This window comes from Paracoccus sp. (in: a-proteobacteria), from assembly GCF_032007265.1.
GTDB lineage: Bacteria > Pseudomonadota > Alphaproteobacteria > Rhodobacterales > Rhodobacteraceae > Paracoccus.
On the sequence record NZ_DALZMB010000047.1, the window covers coordinates 13,601 to 27,932 of the forward strand.

Below are 14,332 nucleotides of genomic sequence, written 5' to 3' on the forward strand. Positions count from 1 at the left end.
CAAGCCCCGGCCAGCTTTTGACGGGCCGCGCCTAGGTTTATCGGCACGCCCCTGTGATGCGCGGTCGTTTCCCGCAGGCCTGGGCCTTAGTCGCGACTAAAGGCCAAAAGCGTGTCCTGACGATAGGTTTCGCCCGGCAAAAGCAAAGCAGAGGGAAAGTTCGGATGGTTGGGCGCATCCGGCCACAGCTGCGATTCCATCGCAATGCCCGCATTGGCACCATAGGGATGACCATTCAGCCCCGTCGCGCGGGGATGCAGGTTGGCCCCGGCATAGACCTGAAGGCCCGGCTCGGTCGACAGGATGTCCAAAGTGATGCCACCTGCGGATAATCTGGCGGCAAGAACGGGCATGGGCTGATGGTTGCGCGCAATGCAAAAGTTGTGGTCCAGCACTGACAGCACACGCGGATCGTTCAGCAAGCGCCCCTCGCGGAAGTCGAAAATCGTGCCATCGACAGGGGCAATTTCGCCGGTCGGGATCATCTCGGCATCGACGGGCGTATATTCGGGTGCAGCGATCTGAAGACGGTGGCCGGTAATGTCGGCGCTGCCATCCAGATTGAAATAGCTGTGCTGCGCCAGATTGCACAGGGTTTCGGCGTCGGTCTGGGCCTCGAAGGCCAGCTTCAGCGTGGGGCCGGGCAAGATCTTATAGGTCAGCGCAATGTGCAGATGTCCCGGAAAGCCCATATGTCCGGCGGCCAGATCGCAGGTCAGGGTGACGCTGTCACTGGTCTGCTCGGTAAAGGTCCAGTTGCGCGTCGAGGTGCCCTCATGGCCCCCATGCAACAGGTGCTTGTCCAGAAAGTTCACATCAAGCTGGCAATCCTGCCCACCGATCTTTGCACGACCATTGGCAATGCGATTGGCAAAGCGCCCGGCGATTGCGCCGAAATGCTTGCCCTCGGTCAGATAGGGTTCAAGCGTGTCAAAGCCCAGAACCAGAGGGTGGGCAACCCCATCAAGGCGCAGATCCTGAAGCCGCGCGCCAAAGCTGACGATGCTGGCAGTCAGGCCATGGGCTGAAATGACGGCGCGAAGGGCGGGTTGGCCATCGGGCAAGGTGCCAAAGGTGGAAATGCTCATGTCGTGATCCTGATCGAAGGGGCGGGCAGGCCGCGCAAACCGGGCTGAGTGATGGTCCAGGTCTTGCCATCGCCCGCACCTTTCAGGCCGACGGCGGCGCTGGTCACCATGATTTGGTCAAGTTGCGGGCCGATGAATGCGGGGCAGGTCACCTGCTGGGCATCGATTGCAATGGTCTGAAGCAATGTGCCGTCAGCGCCGTAACATGCCAGCTGCCCGGCCCCCCATTGGGCACACCAAAAACGCCCTTCGGCATCGGTTACCGCACCATCGGGGTTCAGGTCTTGTGCGCTAAGATCCAGAAAAACCGCAGGATCGCCAAGCGGCCAACCCTGTGGGTCCAGCGCTTGGCGCCAGACGATCTGGCGCGCGGTATCGGCGAAATAGACCTGCTTGCCATCTGGGCTAAAGCAGATCGCATTCGGGATCGAGATCTGCCCATGAAGCTTGCGCAGCTCGTTTTTGTAAAAGCGATAGATGGACCCTGCGCCCGTGGCCGCATTGCGCGCCATTGTCCCGATCCAAAAGCCCCCCTGCGGGTCTGCGCGCCCGTCGTTCGAGCGGTTTTCGGAAAGCTCAGCCTCGAGGGGAACCAGATCGCGCCGGGTGCCGTCGCGCAGGTCAAAGGTAAAAATTGCGGTCTCGGACGCGATCATCAATCTGTCATGGTCGATCCAGCCAGCCGCAGAAACATGTTCCGAGAATTGCCAGGTCCGGGGTTGGCCATCCTCGATACTGTGCAGGCGATGCCCAAGGATGTCGAACCAGAAGGGTTGATTGCGGGTGGGGTGCCAAAAGGCACCCTCGCCAAGTTGGCACACCCTGTCGTCAAAGACCGCGACGGTCATGCCTGACCTTTAAGCGCGGCGACCAAGGTGGCTGCGCGCTGGCCGACAATCTCGGCGCTGTCGCCCGGCTTATACAACGCCGAGCCGATGCCAAAGCCCTTGGCGCCAGCCGCAAGCCAGCTGCCAAAGTTGCTGGCATCGGCGCCGCCCACGGCAAAGACCGGCATGTCAGGCGGCAAAACCGCGCGCAAAGCCTTGAGGGTGCCGGTGCCTGCGGTCTCGGCGGGGAACAGTTTCAACCCGGTCGCGCCTGCCTTGATCGCGGCGAAACATTCGGTGGCCGTGAAGACACCCGGCCAGCTTTCCATGCCCAGTTTGCGGCTTTCGGCGATGACCTCGGGGTCGGCATTGGGCGAGACGATCAGCTTGCCGCCCGCTTGGGCGACCTCATGGACCTGAGCGGTGGTCAGCACCGTGCCCGCCCCGATCAGCGCCTGGCTGCCAAAGGCCTGGGACATGGCGCGGATGCTTTCCAGAGGTCGCGGAGAGTTCAGCGGAACCTCGATCTTGGTGATGCCTGCGCGGATCAGCGCTTCGGTGATGGGCAGGGCCTCTTCGGGGGTGATGCCGCGAAGAATGGCGATAAGGGGGGCGTTCATGGTCAGTCCTGTAGTTGACGATGGGCAGCAGTCAGGCCCGCAAGGACCAGCTCGCCACCATCGGTGACGCCGGCTTGGCAGCCAGCTTGCGCCAACGCGCGCGCGTAAAGTGTGGTCAGGGCCGGTGCGGCAATCAGCACGACCTGGCGATCTTGCCAATAATCGCGCGCTGCGGCGATTTCTGCACCGATCAGCAACCCCGAAAGGCGTCCGGCCGTGACCGAGCCGGTCGCACCATCCAGCAAAGCGGCGGCGCGCAAGGCAAAAAGCGCGCGCGTCGCCGCCAGCGGATCGGCAATCGCAAGGGCCGCGCCCGCATCGAAAGCATCCACGTCGGGGGCAACATTGCCAATGCTGAGGCGCAGGACAGATTGTTGCGACAGCAGGGCAAACTGCTCGCCGGTCATGAAGGTTTGAAAACGGTGAACTTGCCCATCTGCGATCTCGACCCATTTCGAATGGGTGCCCGGCAGGCAAAGCGCCCCCTCGAATTCGGGGTTTTGTGCCAAAAACCCTGCGATCTGGGTTTCCTCGCCACGCATCACATCGGGCGGGCTGGCCTGCGACAGGCCCGGCAGAATGCGCACCGAAAGGCGTGGGTCAAGGACCTGAGGGCGAATGGCACGCTTGGCGTCAAGCGGAGTGCAGGGCACGGCGCGATAGTCGGCCTCGATCCAGCCAGTGCGCGCACCGACCATGCCGCAGGCCAGAACCTCGACCCGGCCCCCGTCCAAGCCCTCGTCAGGCAGCCAATCTGCAATCAGATTGCGCAAGACGGGCTCGAATTGGGTTGCAGTCAATCCGGCCATGCCTTGATCGGCCGATTTGGCGGCGATGGCCCCGTTAGGACCCATCGCCCAGACGCGAAGCCGCGTCGTTCCCCAGTCGACTGCAATCCAGTCGGGTGCATTTTTATCTGTCATTACCACTCAAACGAATCGGTCTGTTGATGTCGGCCCAACATCATCGCATCTGCGACGTGGCGGAAAGGGGCCAGATCAACATCGCTTTCGCATTTCGCGATGAGCTGCGCGAAACGGGCGTAAATACGGTCATATTCGCCCGCAAGCGCCCCTTCATCCGCGATTACCTTGCCGCCTGCGACAATTCGTGCACCGCCCTGCGACAATTCAAGATCACCGTCATCGGTCTTGATCAGCATATCCCAGGTCTGAACGCCGGTTTCGCGGAAATCGAAATCCAGATCGACCGGCGCCCCCTCTTCGGTTTTCATGGTCAGCTGCGCGGCGATGGGGGTGTCGCGGTTTGCCGGGAATTCCAGCGTGCCCGAGGTCGTGTAAAGCGCCACAGGCAGAATATGGGTCAGCACCGAGTACGCGTTGATGCCGGGGTCGAAAACCCCGGTTCCGCCGGGCTGGAAAATCCAGTCCTGACCCGGATGCCAGCGACGAACATCCTCGCGCCAGGTGACCGTGATTGCGCAGATGCGCCGCTTGGCCAGCCAATTGCGCGCGCCCGGAATGCCCGGTGCGAACTGGCTGTGCCATGCGGTGAACAACGTGCGTCCCTGTTCGCGGGCAATCCGCTCGAGGGTCATGACCTCGCTGACCGTGGTGCCGGGGGGCTTTTCCAGCAGGACGTGGCGACCTGCCAAAAGCGCCTCGCGGGCGACGGCAAAGCGTACCTGCGGCGGGGTGCATAGCGCGACGGCCCCGACCTCGGGCATCTGACGCAGGAATTGTCCGACATCCTTGAAGGCGGGCAGGCCGTCTTGTTGGCTGACCGGATCGACGCTGGCCGCCAGATGAAAGGTCGGGCTGGCATTGATCGCCGGGACATGCTGTTCGCGGGCAATCTTGCCCAGACCGATCAAGGCGATTTCCATATTGCTCATGTCCGCGTCTAGCCTTTGCTTTTGTTGGAAACGTCAAAGATCACCGCAGCCAGCAAGACCAGCCCCTTGATGATCTGTTGGGTATCAATGCCGATGCCAAGGATCGACATGCCGTTGTTCATCACACCCATGATAAAGGCGCCGACAACTGCGCCGATCACCGTGCCGATTCCGCCCGCCATCGAGGCGCCGCCGATAAATACGGCCGCGATCACATCCAGCTCGAAGCCGACCCCTGCCTTGGGCGTGGCCGAGTTCAGGCGCGCGGCGACAACCATTCCGGCCAAGGCCGCCAGCATGCCCATGTTCACGAAGGTAAAGAACACGACCCGCTCAGAGTTGATCCCCGACAGTTTGGCGGCTTTGGCATTCCCGCCGATGGCATAGATGCGACGGCCAATCGTCGTGCGCTCTGAGACGAAAGAGTAAAGCGCGACCAGCAACGCCATGATGATAAAGACGTTGGGAAAGCCGCGGAAGTTTGCCAGCGTCCATGTCATCCACGCCAAAGCCAAAAAGATCAGCGCGTTTTTCACAGCGAAAAAGGCAAAGGGCTCGTCGACGATGCCGGTGGCTTCTTCACGCTTGCGATTGCGGATTTGCAGCCAAAGAATGGCAATTGCCGCGCCCCAGCCCAGCACCAGAGACAGGGCATTGGGCTTGCCGATGCCGAACAGGTCAGGAATGAACCCCGAGGCGATTTTCTGGAACTCTGGCGGGAATGGGCCGATGTTCTGACCCTGCAACAAGGTCATGGTCAGCCCACGAAAGACCAGCATCCCGGCCAAGGTCACGATGAAGGACGGGATTTTCCAATAGGCGATCCAATAACCCTGAAGGCCGCCAATGATGCCGCCCGCGATCAGGCTGATCACGACGACGACGGGGATCGGCAGCCCCATTTTCACGACCATATAGGCCGCCAGCGCCCCGACAAAGGCCGCGACCGAGCCGACCGAAAGGTCAATATGGCCCGCGACGATCACCAAAAGCATCCCGACCGCCATGATGACGATATGGCTGTTTTGCAAGAAAAGGTTGGTCAGGTTGACGGGGCGAAACAAAATGCCGCCGGTCACGATCTGGAAAAAGACCATGATGATGACCAGCGCGAAAAGAATGCCATATTCGCGAATGTTTCTGCGGATAAAGCCAAAGGTGCCGCCGCTTGGCGTGGTGGGGGTGGTGTCAGACATGCGCAACCTCTGCCTCGATTTCTGCGACGGTGACGGTCGGATCACTGGCGTTCTGGCCAGATCTGATGATCATCCCCATGATTTTTTCCTGAGACGCCTCGGGCGTCGCGAGCTCGCCGACGATGCGCCCTTCATTCATCACCAAGATGCGGTCGGTCGTGCCCAAAAGCTCGGGCATTTCCGACGAGATCACGATGACCGATTTGCCGCTATCGGCCATTTCGCGGATCATCGTATAGATTTCGTATTTCGCGCCGACGTCGATACCGCGCGTCGGCTCGTCCAAGATCAGGATCTCGGGATTGGAGAACAGCCATTTCGACAGCACGACCTTTTGCTGGTTGCCGCCCGAAAGATTGACGGTTTCCTGCTCGATCGAGGAGGAGCGGATGTTCATGCGTTTGCGGTAATCGCGCGCAATCTCGGCCTCGCGGTGGCGGTCGATGACCGTCGCTTTGGCGACACCCGAAAGGTTGGCCAAGGGAATATTGCGGCGAATGGTTTCGATCAGCACAAGGCCCAGGGATTTGCGGTCTTCGGTGACATAGGCCAGGCCTGCGTCAATTGCCTTTGGCACGGTGGAAAGATCGACTTTCTTGCCGCTGATCGTCACCTCGCCGGATCGGAAGCGCCCCATGGCGCGGCCAAAGATGCTCATGGCCAATTCGGTTCGGCCCGCGCCCATTAGGCCGGCGATACCCAAAACTTCGCCGCGGCGCAGATCAAAACTGGCATCCTTGACCATCATGCGGCCGGGCATGGCCGGATCCTCGACGTTCCAGCCGCGGACCTGCATCACGATCTCGCCGATCTTGGGCTCGCGCGGGGGATAGCGGTCATCCATCGACCGGCCGACCATATCCTTGATGATCTGCTCTTCGGAAACCATCCTGTCGTGATGTGCAACGGTTGCACCATCGCGCAGCACGGTAATGCTGTCGGCAACCTGCGAGATTTCGTTCAGCTTGTGCGAAATCAGGATGGCCGTCATGCCCTGGTCGCGAAAGCCAGCCAGAAGGCGCAACAGCGCATCGCTGTCGTTTTCGTTCAGTGACGAGGTCGGCTCATCCAAAATCAGCAGCTCGACCTTTTTGGACAAGGCCTTGGCGATCTCGACCAGCTGTTGCTTGCCCATTCCTAATTCGCCAACCTTGGTCGCGGGATTTTCACGCAGCCCGACCTTGGCCAGCAGTTCAGCGGTGCGGCGGTTGGTTTCGCGGCGGTCGATGATGCCATTTTTCGCGATTTCGTTGCCCAGAAAGATATTCTCGGCAATCGACATCTGGGGAACAAGCGCCAGCTCTTGGTGGATGATGACGATGCCCTGCGCTTCAGAGTCGTGGATGCCGCGAAAGGCCATCGGCTGGCCGTTATACAAAATTTCGCCCGTGTAGCTGCCATGGGGATAGACCCCCGACAAAACCTTCATCAGGGTTGACTTGCCTGCGCCATTTTCACCGACCAAGGCGCGGATCTCGCCACGCTTGACCGCCAGATTGACGTTGTTCAGGGCTTTGACGCCGGGGAATTCTTTGGTGATTCCCCGCATTTCCAGGATGCTGTCCATCGCTGCCTCTTGCTGGGGCCGAAGCAGGATTACCCGCTTCGGCCTTGGGGTTGCTTAGCGATTACTTAAGCTGGTCTTCGGTATAGTAGCCCGACTCGATCAGGATCTGCTTGACGTTATCCTTGGTCACCGGAACCGGCTGCAGCAGGTAAGAGGGGACAACCTTGACGCCGTTGTTATAGGTCTTGGTGTCATTCACTTCCGGCTCTTTGCCTTCCAGCATGGCGTTGACCATGCCGACGGTCACCTTGGCCAGCTCGCGCGTGTCCTTGAACACGGTCGAATACTGCTCGCCTGCCAGGATCGACTTCACCGACTGGATCTCGGCATCCTGGCCCGTCACCACAGGCATTTTCAGATCGCCCGAGCCATAGCCCACGCCTTTCAGCGAGGAGAGAATACCGATCGACAGCCCGTCATAGGGCGACAGAACACCGTTCACATGCTTGTCGGTGTAATTGGCCGACAAGATGTTATCCATCCGTGCCTGAGCGGTCGCCGGATCCCAACGCAAGGTGCCGACCTTGTCCATGCCCATCTGCCCCGATGGCACAACCACCGAGCCGTCATCGATCAGCGGCTGGATCACCGACATCGCGCCATCATAGAAGAAGAAGGCGTTGTTATCGTCTGGCGAGCCGCCGAACAGTTCGACGTTCCATGGCTTCACATCCGGGAAGTTGGCCTTGAGCCCGTCAACCAGCGTGGTGGCCTGCTCGACGCCGACCTTGAAGTTGTCAAAGGTCGCGTAATAATCGATGTCGGGCGTGTCGCGGATCAGGCGGTCATAGGCGATGACCTTGATGTCGGCGGCTTTGGCATTGGCCAAAGCATTCGACAAGGTCGTGCCGTCAATGGCTGCAATCACCAGGACGTTGACGCCTTTGGTGATCATGTTTTCGATCTGCGACAGCTGGTTGGGGATATCATCATCCGCATATTGCAGGTCGGTCTTATAGCCCGCAGATTCGAACTGCTTGACCATGTTATTGCCGTCATCGATCCAGCGCGCCGAGCTTTTCGTCGGCATCGAGATCCCGACCAGACCCTCGGCCGATGCCCAACCGGGCAGACCCATTGTCGTGACCGAGGCCAAGGCAATCGCGACTTTCTTAAAGTTTTTCATATCGTCTCCCTGTCGATATATCGCCATGAGGACCGGCAGGGGCAGTAGTCCTGCCTGCGGTGCCATGACGTCTTCCCCCCATTCGCGCGGATTGTGCCACGCGGGCGGACAACGCCGCTCAGGTGAAGGCTAGACAGTCGGGGATATAACCGTCAATTGCGGTTTTCTGGCAACGTTATGTATTTTAAGGTATATCAAACGGGCAGAGCAGGTCGGGGCTGGTATGAAACGTGAATGGGGCGAAGAACTGATCTCGCGCGGGATCAAATTGCGACAGCTGGCATTGCTGATTGCGGTGCAGGATTCCGGGCAGATGAGCAGGGCGGCCGCGATCCTGAATATGACCCAGCCGGCCGCCTCGCGGATGATGACGGACCTAGAGGCGATCGTTTCAGCACGTCTGACGCAGCGTCACCCCCGCGGCATCACCCTGACCCCCGCCGGAGAGCGGTTGGCCGAGCGCTCACGCCATCTTTTGCGCGACCTCGACATCGCGGGCCGAGAGGTGCGCAACCTGGATTGCGGGCGCATTGGCACGGTTCATCTCGGCTCGGTTTCGGGGCCCTCGCTAGAGCTGGTTTTGCCGATCGTGCGCGGCCTGCGCGAAAGCGAGCCCGACCTTCAGGTCAATGTCACCGTCGATTCCAGCGACAGGCTGGTTGCGGAAATGCTTTCGGGTCGGTTGGATTTCTGCATCGGGCGCATTCCCTCGGGGGTTGATCCGGCAGCATTCGAAGTCAGCCCGATCGGGATCGAGCCATTGGCGCTGATCGTGCGAGAGGGGCATGAACTGGCGCTGCGCCCGCCAAGCGGCATCGAGGAATGTCTGGATTACGACTGGGTGATGCAGCCTCCGGGTGGGCTGCTGCGCACAACGGTCGAGCAATATCTGCTGTCACGCGGGCTAGACCTGCCACGACGGGTGATTGGCACCTCGTCTTTGATGCTGACGCTGGCCTTTACCAATCGTTCGGATGCGATTGCCATCATGTCTCAGGCGGCCGCCAATTTCTTTGCCGGCGAGGATGGCTTGCAGGCCAAGGTTCACATTCTGCCCGTTGCGCCCGAATTGTCGGTGTCGTCTTATGGCATCCTGACCCTGCGCGACCGTGCGCCCACACCTGCGGCGATGGTGATCTTGCAGCGCCTGATGCAAGAGCTGTCCTTGCGCGCACAGGCATCGGCGGGACCGCTTTCGGGGCCACGGCCTGACAGGATGCGCTAGCCCTGCAGCCGCAGATCCGCCCAATCCGGGTGGCGGTCGAACTGCGCGCGCACATAAGAGCAAAGCGGCAAGATCTTGGTGCCTTGCGCGCGCGCATCTGCAATCAGCCGTTCCACCATTGCGGCTGCCACCCCGGTTCCGCGCATGGCAGGCGGGGTATAGGTATGATCCGCCGCGATCATCCGGGGGCCAATATTGTGCCAGCTCAGCTCGGCCACCTCATCGCCTTCGGCGCGACTGACCAGATAGCGGCCACCTTGGGCGCTGTCTTGGCGTTGAATGTCGATCTCGCTCATCGTGCTCACCTGTGTGTTTCAGGGGTAACGCGCGCAATTGGCTTTCGTTCATCTGGCACAGATTGCCATGAAAAAGGCCCGGTACGGGACCGGGCCTTGAATGTCTCATGCATCTTTTGCGGATGCCGATCTGTCGATCAGGCGCGCTCGGAATATTCAAAAAGCTCGGTGTTCACGACGATCTTTTCATCCGTACCTACGAAAGGCGGGATCATCACGCGCACGCCATTGTCCAGGATCGCGGGCTTGAAGCTTTTGGCCGCAGTCTGCCCGTTCAGGACCGGCTCGGTTTCAACGACGGTGCAAATGACCTTTTGCGGGATGCGCACCAGCAGGGCTTCGTCGCCGTAATACTGGATCGCGGCGACCATGCCGTCTTGCAAAAACGGGCGACGATCGCCAAGCAGGTCGGCGTCCAGCTCCATTTGCTCGAAGGTTTCATTGTCCATGAACACCAGCTTGCCGTCGGTTTCGTAAAGAAACTGCTGATCCTTGGTCTCAAGCGTGACGTTCTCGACTTTGTCCTCGGAACGGAAGCGCTCGTTCAACTTGCGGCCATCACGAAGATTTTTAAGTTCAACCTGCGCAAAGGCGCCGCCCTTGCCGGGTTTGACATGGCTCACCTTGACCGCGGCCCAAAGCCCGCCGTCATGTTCCAGCACTGCGCCGGGCTTGATTTCATTGCCGTTGATCTTGGGCATGTTCTATGGCCTTGATAATTTTTGATGTTTTCGGCCGGCTCGTATATAAGAGCCCGGATTGGGCCGAGCTATAGCGATTGCGCCTACTTCTGGCAACCAAAACGCTTTTCCCGCGTTGTCAAGCGCAGGACCGCTTAAACTGCTGTCTAAAAAACTTTGCATACTTCCGGCAAAGTCCAAGAAAGTTTCGAGTTGCACCTGCTGCATGGCGGTCATGCGGTCGAGGACGTACCGAATCAGGTCTACAAGGTCTATGCCCGTCTTACCGCCCGTATGGCTAGGAAAAGACGGGGCAAATGAATTTGCCCGCATCCGGCGTTTGCGCGCCGGCAATGAATAGGATGAAAAAAATGCGCGATTTCGTTGATGGTTCTGCTTTCAACTTCGAACAGGGCCAGCGTGCCCGTAAGCTCTTTGCCGCGGTTGTTCTGGCCGCGCTGGATGACGCGATCGCGGATGACAAGAAATATGGCAATGGCCCGGATCAGATCGCGCGTTGGGCGCGCTCGCGCGATGGTCGCGAGGTGCTGTCTTGCGCAGGGATCGATCCCAACGAGCGCGTGGTCAAGGGCCTGATGGAATTCGTCGCCAAGGGCGTGCGCACGTCGGTCGCGCTGTCGCGCGAGGAAAGCGAACGTCGCCACGCCGCCGAGGAAGCCGAGGCCGCCTAAGCGCATATTACGAATGGCGTTTGCCGGGCCGTCCTTCGGGGCGGCCTTTTTTATGGCGCTATTGGAAAAGGCGCATCGCCAAAGGCGCGATGATGGCCGTCAAAACCGCATTCAGCCCCATGCCCATCCCGGCAAAGGCCCCGGCGGTTTCATTGACCTGCAAGGCGCGGGCCGTGCCAATGCCATGGGCCGCCACACCGACCGAAAATCCGCGTGCACGCCAGTCGCGGATGCCCAGCAGGTTCAGCAAGGGCGTGACGACAATGGCGCCGATAATCCCGGTCAGAATGACCAGAACCGCCGTGATGGTCGGCTCGCCTCCCAGGCTTTCCGAGATGCCGATTGCGACAGGGGCGGTGGTCGATTTCGGCGCAAGCGAGGCCATCACGACCGGACCCAGCCCAAAGAGTTTGGCAATGGCCAGCACCGAGAGGACCGCCGTGGCCGAGCCCGCCACCAATGCGGCCAACAGCGGCAGGACCGCGTGTTTCAACCGTCCAAGATTGTCGTAAAGCGGCAGTCCCAAGCAAACGGTTGCCGGTCCCAGCATGAAATGCACGAATTGCGCACCCTCGAAATAGGTCTGATAATCCGTGCCCGTCATCTCAAGCACCACTGCCAGAATGGCCACAGCGATCAGCACCGGATTGGCGATGCTGCGCCGCCCGGCTTTGCGAAAGACAAAATCCCCCACCGCATAGGCGATCAGCGTGGCAGACAGCCAAAGCAGCGGCTCTTGCGAGAGATAGGTCCAGATCTGGGCAGCGTTATTCATCTTCGGATTGCCCCGTCAGACGTGCGACAAAAACAAATACCAACGCGCCCACGGCAATCGCCAGAACGGTCGAGACCACCAGCGCCACCGAGATCCCCAAAGCATTGTCGCGAAACTGCGTCAGATGGGCGACGATGCCCACGCCTGCAGGCACGAAAAACAGCGACAGATTTCCCAAAAGCCCGGTGGCCGCATTGCGGAGAAAGCTGATCAGCTGCGGTCGGATCATTCCGGCCAGAACCAGCAGCACCAGCCCAAGAACCGGGCCGGGCAAAGGCAGGTCAAGACCACGAGAGATCGTCTCTCCGATCAGTTGAAAGCATAGGATGGTGGCAAGCGCGGCTATCATATTGCTCTCATATCACCCCGATCATGCTTAGTTTATCCCTCAAATATTGTGGAAACCTTAATACAGCTCCCCCAGATTTAGCGCTTTGTGTTGACCTGACGGGCAGCTTGCCAGAAAATCCGCCGATTGCGACTCCGATTCTGTGGACAGATTTTGCGCTTTGACCGTCTCCGCCTGAATGGCTTCAAAAGTTTCGTGGATCCGACCGATCTGGTGATCCGTGAAGGGCTGACCGGCGTGGTCGGCCCCAATGGCTGTGGCAAGTCGAATCTGCTAGAGGCCCTGCGCTGGGTCATGGGCGAAAACCGCCCTACGGCCATGCGCGGCGATGGGATGGAGGATGTGATCTTCGCGGGCACCACCCGGCGCGGCGCACGTGCCCATGCCGAGGTGACGCTGACGATCGATAACCGCGACCATCTGGCGCCTGCGGCGATGAATGAGGCCGAAACACTTGATATTTCGCGCCGCATCACGCGCGATGCGGGTTCGGCCTATCGCATCAACGGCAAAGAGGTGCGCGCGCGTGATGTGCAGATGCTGTTTGCGGATGCCTCGACGGGGGCGCATTCGCCAGCATTGGTGCGTCAGGGGCAGATTTCTGAGCTGATCAACGCCAAGCCCAAGGCCCGGCGCAGAATCCTGGAAGAAGCGGCGGGCATTTCCGGCCTGTATCAGCGCCGCCACGAGGCCGAGCTGAAGCTGAACGCCGCCGAGGCCAATTTGACCCGCGTCGATGATACGCTTGATCAGCTGACGTCGCAGGCGGCCTCGCTGGCGCGTCAGGCGCGTGCGGCGGCCAAATATCGCGAAATCGGCGCGGCTTTGCGCTTGGCCGAAGGCGTGCTGCTGTACCGCCGCTGGTCCGAGGCCGATCAGGCCCGCAATGCCACCATCGCGGCCTTGCAAGAGGCGATCAAGACGGCAGCCAAGCTTGAAACGGCAGCGCGTCACGCGATCGAGGCCCGCCTTTCCGCCGAAACCGCCTTGCCGCCCTTGCGCGAAGAGGAACAGATTGCCGCCGCCATTTTGTCGCGCGCCACTGTCGAACGCGAGGCGTTGAACGAGGCCGAGGCCCGCGCATTGCAGGCGATTGACACGCTTTTGGCGCGTCTGGCCCAGCTTGAGCGTGATCTTGAACGCGAATCCGCGCTTAACCGCGACGCGGGCGAGGTGATTGACCGGCTGGTTTGGGAACGCACCGAAATCGACAAGGCCAATCTGGGCCATGACACCCGCCTTGAGGCCGCAGCCGATGCCGCCAGCGAGGCCGCCGAGGCCCTGCGTGAGGTCGAGGCGCGCTTGGGCGAATTGACCGATGAATCCGCCCGTCTGGCCGCGCGCTATCAATCGGCCGAACGGTTGGTGGCGGATTTGCAAAAGATGCAAGACCGGGCGACGCAGGCCGCAGCGGGCGCGACCGCCGCCGCCGAACAGGCTGCTGCCTCGGGCCACGAGGCTGCATCGGCGCTCGCCCTTGCCGAAGAGGCGCAAGCCATGGCCCGCGAAGGGGCCGAGGCAGCCGAGGCGGCGTTGATCGACGCGGAAATCCTGCGGGCAGATCTGGAAATCCACGAATCCGCCGCGCGTGCCGCGCGTGCCGAGGCCGAGGGCGAGGCGTCTGCGCTTGCCTCGGAAATGGCTGCGTTGACGCGTTTGGTCGAGCGTGGTCAGTCGGGCGGCGCCTCGATCCTTGATGCGGTTCGCGTTGATCCGGGGTTCGAGGCGGCATTTGGCGCGGCGCTGGGGGATGATCTGAACGCAGGGCTGGCCGCTGATGGTCAGTCGGGCTGGTATCAGCTGGCGGGCTATGGCGCGGCGCATCCTTTGCCCGAGGGTATCCGCCCCCTTGGTCCCCATGTCAGCGGGCCTGACGCATTGGCGCGCAGGCTGTCGCAGGTCGGGCTGATCGATGATGCGGATGCGGGTGCCGCGCTGCAAAGCCAGATGCGCCCTGGCCAACGTTTGGTGACGCTTGCGGGCGATCTGTTTCGCTGGGACGGGATGCGGGTCAATGCGGGCGATGCCTCGTCCTC

At 60.7% G+C, this 14,332-nt stretch carries 15 protein-coding genes; 3 read left to right on the plus strand and 12 right to left on the minus strand.

Features of this window, described 5'->3' with window-relative positions:
* Window positions 1-86: 86 nt before the first annotated feature.
* From RTS12_RS11325 to chvE, 8 genes are all read right to left on the minus strand, one after another.
* Window positions 87-1,088, minus strand: coding sequence for an aldose epimerase family protein (locus RTS12_RS11325; protein WP_312528523.1), 1,002 nt, complete (start codon window positions 1,086-1,088; stop codon window positions 87-89).
* Window positions 1,085-1,936, minus strand: coding sequence for an SMP-30/gluconolactonase/LRE family protein (locus tag RTS12_RS11330; RefSeq protein ID WP_312528525.1), 852 nt, complete (start codon window positions 1,934-1,936; stop codon window positions 1,085-1,087). The genes RTS12_RS11325 and RTS12_RS11330 overlap by 4 nt, the downstream gene beginning before the upstream one ends.
* A complete protein-coding gene (locus RTS12_RS11335; RefSeq protein ID WP_312528527.1) occupies window positions 1,933-2,535 on the minus strand; it encodes a 2-dehydro-3-deoxy-6-phosphogalactonate aldolase in 603 nt (200 codons plus the stop codon). Before RTS12_RS11335 ends, RTS12_RS11330 begins: the two co-directional genes overlap by 4 nt.
* A 2-nt stretch (window positions 2,536-2,537) precedes the next feature.
* Window positions 2,538-3,458, minus strand: coding sequence for a 2-dehydro-3-deoxygalactonokinase (locus RTS12_RS11340; RefSeq protein WP_312528529.1), 921 nt, complete (start codon window positions 3,456-3,458; stop codon window positions 2,538-2,540).
* Window positions 3,458-4,390, minus strand: coding sequence for a Gfo/Idh/MocA family oxidoreductase (locus RTS12_RS11345; RefSeq protein WP_312528530.1), 933 nt, complete (start codon window positions 4,388-4,390; stop codon window positions 3,458-3,460). Before RTS12_RS11345 ends, RTS12_RS11340 begins: the two co-directional genes overlap by 1 nt.
* Window positions 4,391-4,398: 8 nt before the next feature.
* Entirely contained in the window at window positions 4,399-5,586 is a 1,188-nt protein-coding gene (mmsB, locus tag RTS12_RS11350; protein WP_312528531.1) for a multiple monosaccharide ABC transporter permease, read from the minus strand.
* Window positions 5,579-7,153 carry a multiple monosaccharide ABC transporter ATP-binding protein gene (mmsA, locus tag RTS12_RS11355; RefSeq protein WP_312528532.1) on the minus strand — a complete coding sequence of 525 codons (1,575 nt, stop codon included), beginning with the start codon at window positions 7,151-7,153 and terminating at the stop codon, window positions 5,579-5,581. Before mmsA ends, mmsB begins: the two co-directional genes overlap by 8 nt.
* Window positions 7,154-7,214: 61 nt before the next feature.
* Window positions 7,215-8,279 carry a multiple monosaccharide ABC transporter substrate-binding protein gene (chvE, locus tag RTS12_RS11360; RefSeq protein WP_312528533.1) on the minus strand — a complete coding sequence of 355 codons (1,065 nt, stop codon included), beginning with the start codon at window positions 8,277-8,279 and terminating at the stop codon, window positions 7,215-7,217.
* 223 nt (window positions 8,280-8,502) lie between these two features.
* Here chvE and RTS12_RS11365 point away from each other — a divergent pair, with 223 nt between their 5' ends.
* Window positions 8,503-9,504 carry a LysR family transcriptional regulator gene (locus RTS12_RS11365; RefSeq protein WP_312528535.1) on the plus strand — a complete coding sequence of 334 codons (1,002 nt, stop codon included), beginning with the start codon at window positions 8,503-8,505 and terminating at the stop codon, window positions 9,502-9,504.
* Here RTS12_RS11365 and RTS12_RS11370 read toward each other — a convergent pair.
* On the minus strand, window positions 9,501-9,800 hold the full coding sequence (locus RTS12_RS11370) for a GNAT family N-acetyltransferase (protein WP_312528537.1): 300 nt from the start codon (window positions 9,798-9,800) through the stop codon (window positions 9,501-9,503). The two genes, RTS12_RS11365 and RTS12_RS11370, sit on opposite strands and share 4 nt — an antisense overlap.
* Window positions 9,801-9,937: 137 nt before the next feature.
* Window positions 9,938-10,501: an elongation factor P gene (gene efp / locus RTS12_RS11375; RefSeq protein WP_312528539.1), complete on the minus strand. Its 564-nt coding sequence runs from the start codon at window positions 10,499-10,501 to the stop codon at window positions 9,938-9,940.
* Window positions 10,502-10,851: 350 nt separating this feature from the next.
* Between efp and RTS12_RS11380 the strand changes: the two genes are divergently transcribed.
* On the plus strand, window positions 10,852-11,172 hold the full coding sequence (locus RTS12_RS11380; RefSeq protein WP_020951971.1) for a DUF6280 family protein: 321 nt from the start codon (window positions 10,852-10,854) through the stop codon (window positions 11,170-11,172).
* A gap of 58 nt (window positions 11,173-11,230) precedes the next feature.
* On the opposite strand, the gene RTS12_RS11385 is transcribed toward RTS12_RS11380, so the two are convergent.
* Both RTS12_RS11385 and RTS12_RS11390 read right to left on the minus strand, forming a co-directional pair.
* The gene (locus tag RTS12_RS11385; protein WP_312528542.1) at window positions 11,231-11,947 is read right to left on the minus strand and encodes an LrgB family protein; all 717 of its coding nucleotides are present in this window, start codon (window positions 11,945-11,947) and stop codon (window positions 11,231-11,233) included.
* Complete coding sequence (locus RTS12_RS11390) at window positions 11,940-12,296, minus strand: CidA/LrgA family protein (RefSeq protein ID WP_312528544.1); 357 nt, start codon at window positions 12,294-12,296, stop codon at window positions 11,940-11,942. The genes RTS12_RS11385 and RTS12_RS11390 overlap by 8 nt, the downstream gene beginning before the upstream one ends.
* A gap of 153 nt (window positions 12,297-12,449) precedes the next feature.
* On the opposite strand from RTS12_RS11390, the gene RTS12_RS11395 reads away from it, so the two are divergent.
* A partial coding sequence (locus RTS12_RS11395) for an AAA family ATPase (protein WP_312528546.1) occupies window positions 12,450-14,332 on the plus strand: 1,883 nt, incomplete at its 3' end.